Origin of the sequence: Marinimicrobium sp. UBA4509, assembly GCF_002388575.1 — a bacterium.
GTDB lineage: Bacteria > Pseudomonadota > Gammaproteobacteria > Pseudomonadales > Cellvibrionaceae > Marinimicrobium > Marinimicrobium koreense.
Genome location: NZ_DGMV01000035.1, coordinates 37,577 through 42,945 on the forward strand (window position 1 = coordinate 37,577; position 5,369 = coordinate 42,945).

The window sequence follows — 5,369 nt, forward strand, 5'->3', positions numbered from 1 at the left end:
CTCCAGCCGCTACATGCCCGGTCGCCAGTTGCCAGACAAATCCGTCAGCCTGCTCGACACCGCCTGTGCCCGGGTGGCCCTGAGCCAGAGCGCCACCCCCGCCCCCATCGAAGACACCGAGCGGGAGCTGGACCAGATCGCCGCAAACCTGGCCACTCTCGCCCGGGAAAATGCAGCACTGGATAACTGCCAGGACCGCATCGATGAACTCACGCAACGACAGGCTGAGCTGGAACAACGCCTGGAACAACAACGGCAACAATGGCACATAGAACGGGAGTTGGTGACCGCCGTCAATCAACACCAGGACACAATTGAAGCCGACCACGAGGCGGAGGGTGATTCCGGAGAGGCTGCCAATGCACGAGCGGAGCTGAAAACTCTGCTCGAAGAGTTGACCCGCCTGCAGGGCGATACGCCCATGATCAAGGTTCATGTCGACGGCCAGGCCATTGCCGAGGTGGTATCCAATTGGACCGGCATTCCGCTGGGCAAAATGCTGTCCGATGAGATTCAATCCGTGCTCAACCTGGGCGACACGCTGAACCAGCGTGTCATCGGCCAACGCCACGCGCTGGACGCCATTGCCCAGAGCATTCGCACCGCCCGTGCCGGCTTGACCGATCCGCGCAAACCCATCGGGGTTTTCTTTATGGTCGGCCCCAGCGGTGTGGGGAAAACAGAAACCGCTCTGGCCCTGGCCGACACCCTCTACGGTGGTGAGCACAACCTGACCGTCATCAACATGTCCGAGTTCAAGGAAGAACACAAAGTCTCCATGCTGCTCGGCTCCCCGCCCGGCTACGTCGGTTATGGCGAGGGCGGTGTGCTCACCGAGGCGGTGCGGCGTAAACCCTACAGTGTGGTTCTGTTGGATGAAATGGAAAAAGCCCACCCCGGCGTACAGGATGTGTTTTACAACCTGTTCGACAAAGGCACGATCAAGGATGGCGAAGGACGCGATATCGACTTCCGTAACACCGTGATCATCATGACCTCCAACGCCGGCGAGGAACACATTCGCGCCCTGTGTCAGTCCCAGGAGGACACCATTGCGCCCGATGTGCTGCTGGACAACTTCCGCCCGCAGTTGCTTCGACACTTCAAGCCCGCGTTCCTCGGGCGCACCACCATCGTGCCCTACTACCCGCTGGGCGATGAAGACCTGATGAAAATCGGCGCTATCAACATGGAAAAAATCCGTCGCCGAGTGGCGGAGCATTATGGGGCCGAGTTCAGTTTTGAGGAAGATGTCTTACTGCACATTATTGCCCGCAGCCAGGAAGTGGACACCGGGGCGCGGAATATCGAAAACATCCTGACCCGCACCCTGCTTCCGATGATCGCCTCGGAGTGCCTCGGCCGAATGGTGTCCGGCGAGCCGATTCAGCGGGTGCGTATCGGCGTGGATGAACAGGATCAGTTCACGTGCCAGTTGGATGCGTGACGGGTCTGACAGCATGATGCCAACAGCGACAAGGAAACGGCTCTTCATTATGCTGGGTCTGTTGTGTCTGCCGGCCGTGGCCTTGAGCCAATCGTTCGATCAGGGCATTGAGCGACAGTTCAGCGACCTGCGTGATGCCGTCCGGCAGGCACAGTGGCACAGGGTGGAAGAACAACTGCCGTCGCTTCAACACCACTATTCCTTGAGCCCGCCTCAAAGAAGCTATCTGCACCTGGCGGAGGCGCTGCTGTGGCAATCTCGGGGCGAGCACCGTCGGGCCATTCCGTTATACGAACGCATCGAACCGGACAGTGATGTCTACCTCGAGGCCCGCACCAACCTGGCCATCGCATTTTTGAAACAGGGGTGGTGGTCGGATGCCCATCGGGAGTTGGAACAACTGCTGGCACGCGCCGAACCGGAGGCCGAGCTGAAAAACCGCTGGCGCATGATGCTGGGGATGTCCCAGTTGCAACAGGGGTTCTACCGCGATGCCCGAACCACCTTCGGCACCATCGATCAGAACAGTCGTCACCGCGCTCACGCCTGGCGGGGCATCGGCCTGACGGCGCTGCACCTGGGAGACCACGGCGGCGCGCTCAATGCCTTCCGACGGCTCAAGGAGAAGCATGCGGAAGAGATTCCCGAGGGCGCTTTTCTGGTGGCTTTTACTTATGACCGGATGAACCGGCTCAAGCTGGCCGAAGCCAATTACCGGGAAGCCCTGCTGCACTATCAACACCAGTTACAGCAGACACAAAAAGCGCTGGCGCAGCGTTCGCCCGACGCAGCGGACACCCAGTCGCTGGAAGCTCAACAGAACCGGCTGAACACGCTGATCAGTCAAAGCCAATACGGACTGGCCACCATCTATGATCGCCGTTAACTCGTCTTTTCGCCCGCGCACACTGTGGCACGCCATCGCACCGGCTACCCTGGTACTGGCCGGTTGCGCTTCCCAACCGCCTGAGCGGGCCACGCTCGCGCAGCTCGACCGCTCCCCCTCAACTTACCACAGTGCCCCGGTCATCGGGCAGATCTCGGACGCCGACGCCAAGAGCGCTTACTATGAATTCCTGAACAACGCACCGGAGCACGATCACAGCCGTAACCAGGCCCTGGCCCGCCTGGCCGAGCTGGAACTGAAGGAGAGCGAGCGCTGGACCCAACAGGACGACTATCAGGAAGACCAGCGCTATCGCGCCACCCTGGAACGCACCGTCGAGCTGCTGACTCTGGCGCTGGCCGATTTCCCGGAGGCGCCCGGCAACGACCGCAAGCTCTATCAACTCGCTAAAAGTCACGACCTGTTGGGCAATCACGATGCGTCCTTGCAGGCCCTGGAGGCCCTGGCGCGACGCCACCCCGAATCTGAGTTGTATCCTGAAACGCAGTTCCGGCTTGCCGAGGCGGCGTTCAGCGCCGGTGACTACCTGGCGGCGGAAATTGCCTACACCGCGGCACTGCACAGCAGCCAGGACACCGGATTTCACGAGCGGGCGCTGTTCAAGCGCGGCTGGTCGCGCTACAAACAGTCCCTGTATGAACCCGCTCTGGAAGATTACATCGCGGTCATACACGCGCAGGATTTTCCGGACCTGGCCGAGCAATTCGAGAACCCACTGAACGCCGACCAGCAGGTCATCTATAACGAATATTACCGCTCCCTGGCGTTGGCCATGCAGCGCTACCCCCAATCGACACCGGTCGTTGATCTGTTCCGGAAACACGGTTTGACGGACCTCTACGCCCCCTACCACGCCAGCGCCACTCAGCTTGAAGACCAGGAGCGTATCAGCGATGCCGTGGCCGAGTGGCAGGCACTGATCGCCGCCGGGCCGGAGCCTCTGCTGAGCCTGCGGGCCCGGGCGCACATCGTCTCTCTCTGGCAGGAGCACGGGTTCACTGAGGCGGCTCTGCAAGCCAGTGAAACCGCTTACCGGGACTACCAACGCTATCGAACGCTCACCGCCGGAAACAAGAGCAATCCGGCGCTGGAAAAGAACACCACGGAAGCCCTTCGCCATCAGTGGACGCAAGTGGCCCGCCATTATCACAGTCGCTACCAACAGCAACCCGAAGACGCGCATTTGAGGCAGGCGCAGCAATGGTACCAACGGTATCTCGAGCACTTTGCCAGCTATGCCCAGCAGGACGGGATTACGCTGCTCTACGGCGATCTGTTGGCAGAAGCCGGACAAATCGAACCGGCCTTTCTGCAGTACGAGCGGGCGGCGTTCGATGGCTCGGTCATTCTCAACCAGGACGCGGCCTATGCGGCCTTGGCGCTGCTTGATGAATTGACCGGTCAACAACCGGAGCGCTGGCTCGCCCGCAACCTGCGCTACGCACAGGCCTTCGCCCGGCTCTACCCCAGCGACCCGCGCACGCCTTCCGTTGCCTGGCAGGCCGCCCGCCACGCGTTCAGGGCCAATGCCTACGATGAGGCGATTGAACTGGCGCGCTTTGCCCAGAATCACCCGCCCCTTCAACAGGAGGCTTACTCGCTCATTTTGCAGAGTCATCTCGATCAGCAGCGTTACGCCGAGGCGGAACAGGTCGCCCGGCAGTTACTCAGTCTCCCGGCACTGTCGGACGAAACCCGCTCGCTGACCGAAGCGCGCTGGTCGTTGAGCGTGTACCGGCAGGCGGAACAAGCGGAGCGTCGACAGGAATGGGACGCCGCCATTGATCATTTCCGACGCATTCACGAAGCTTACCCCGACAGCGACAACGCCGCGCGCGGACTGTACAACGCCCTGTCACTGGCGGGCGAATACGAAAACTGGGGCCTGGCCATCGCCCTGATTCAGCGCTTTCAGACCGTATACCCGGAACACGAATTGCGGGTCGATGCAGGACGTCAGTTGAGTACCGCCTATCTGGCCAGCGGTCAGACCGACCGGGCCGCTCGTCAGTATGAACGCCTGGCGGGCACCGAACAGGACGGTCGCGCTCAACGGGCCGCGCAGTGGAAGGCCGCTCAACTCTATCTTGAACAGGGCGATCGGGACGCCGCGATCAATGCCTTCCGCCGTTACGCCCATCGCTACCCGAACCCCTATCCGGAGAACGCCGAGGCCATGAACCACCTGGTGACGCTGTACACTGAATCCGGCGAACCGGAGAAGCGGGCGTACTGGCAACAACAAATCCTGACCCGGGACCGACAGCAACCGGATCAAGCCAAAACCGACCGGACGCGACGCCTGGCCGCCACCGCCGCACTCGGCCTGGGGCGCGATCACCACGAACACTTCAAGGCGACCCGTTTGAGCCTGCCGCTGGACCGAAGCCTCTCGGAGAAAACCGGACACATGCAGAACGCCATCCAGCACTATGCCCGCGCAGCTTCTTACGGCCTGACGGACATTGCATCGGAATCCACCCATCAGATTGGCCGCATCTACGAAACCCTGGCGCGGGACTTACTGGAGTCAGACCGGCCCACGGAACTGAGCGACGAGGCACTGATGCAATACAACATTCTTCTGGAGGATCGCGCCTTCCCGTTTGAAGACAAGGCGATTGAATTCTACGAGCGCAACTTGCGGCGTGTCGCGTCGGTTTCCTTCAATGACTGGTTGGCAAAAAGTCGGGAGCGCCTGGCCGTCCTGTTTCCGGTTCGCTATGACCGACCGGCCAAGATGAGCATTCGATTTCCAAAGATGGCGGAGTCAGAAAAACCAAACCACACCTCAGAACCAATCACCAACGCACGCCTGGAGGCGGACCAGCCGTGAGTACAAAGACACGATGGCCAGTGTGTGTATTGCTCTTCACCAGTGCACTGCTCGGTGCCTGTACCCAGACCACGAGTGGACCAGAACCCGGACCCGTGCGCGACCATGCACGCCAATCTCTGAGCGAGGAGCAACAGCGCCAGGCCGACCGGGCCGCAACACGGGCGGCCACTGGAGGG

General features: G+C 61.2%; 3 protein-coding genes. All 3 read left to right on the top strand.

Features of this window, described 5'->3' with window-relative positions:
- A partial coding sequence (locus B3520_RS05115; RefSeq protein WP_286875555.1) for an AAA family ATPase occupies positions 1-1,447 on the top strand: 1,447 nt, incomplete at its 5' end.
- 49 nt (positions 1,448-1,496) lie between these two features.
- Positions 1,497-2,333, top strand: a complete 837-nt coding sequence (locus B3520_RS05120) for a tetratricopeptide repeat protein (protein ID WP_286806247.1) — start codon at positions 1,497-1,499, stop codon at positions 2,331-2,333.
- Positions 2,320-5,190, top strand: a complete 2,871-nt coding sequence (locus B3520_RS05125; RefSeq protein WP_286806246.1) for a tetratricopeptide repeat protein — start codon at positions 2,320-2,322, stop codon at positions 5,188-5,190. The genes B3520_RS05120 and B3520_RS05125 overlap by 14 nt, the downstream gene beginning before the upstream one ends.
- The last annotated feature ends 179 nt before the right edge of the window (positions 5,191-5,369 follow it).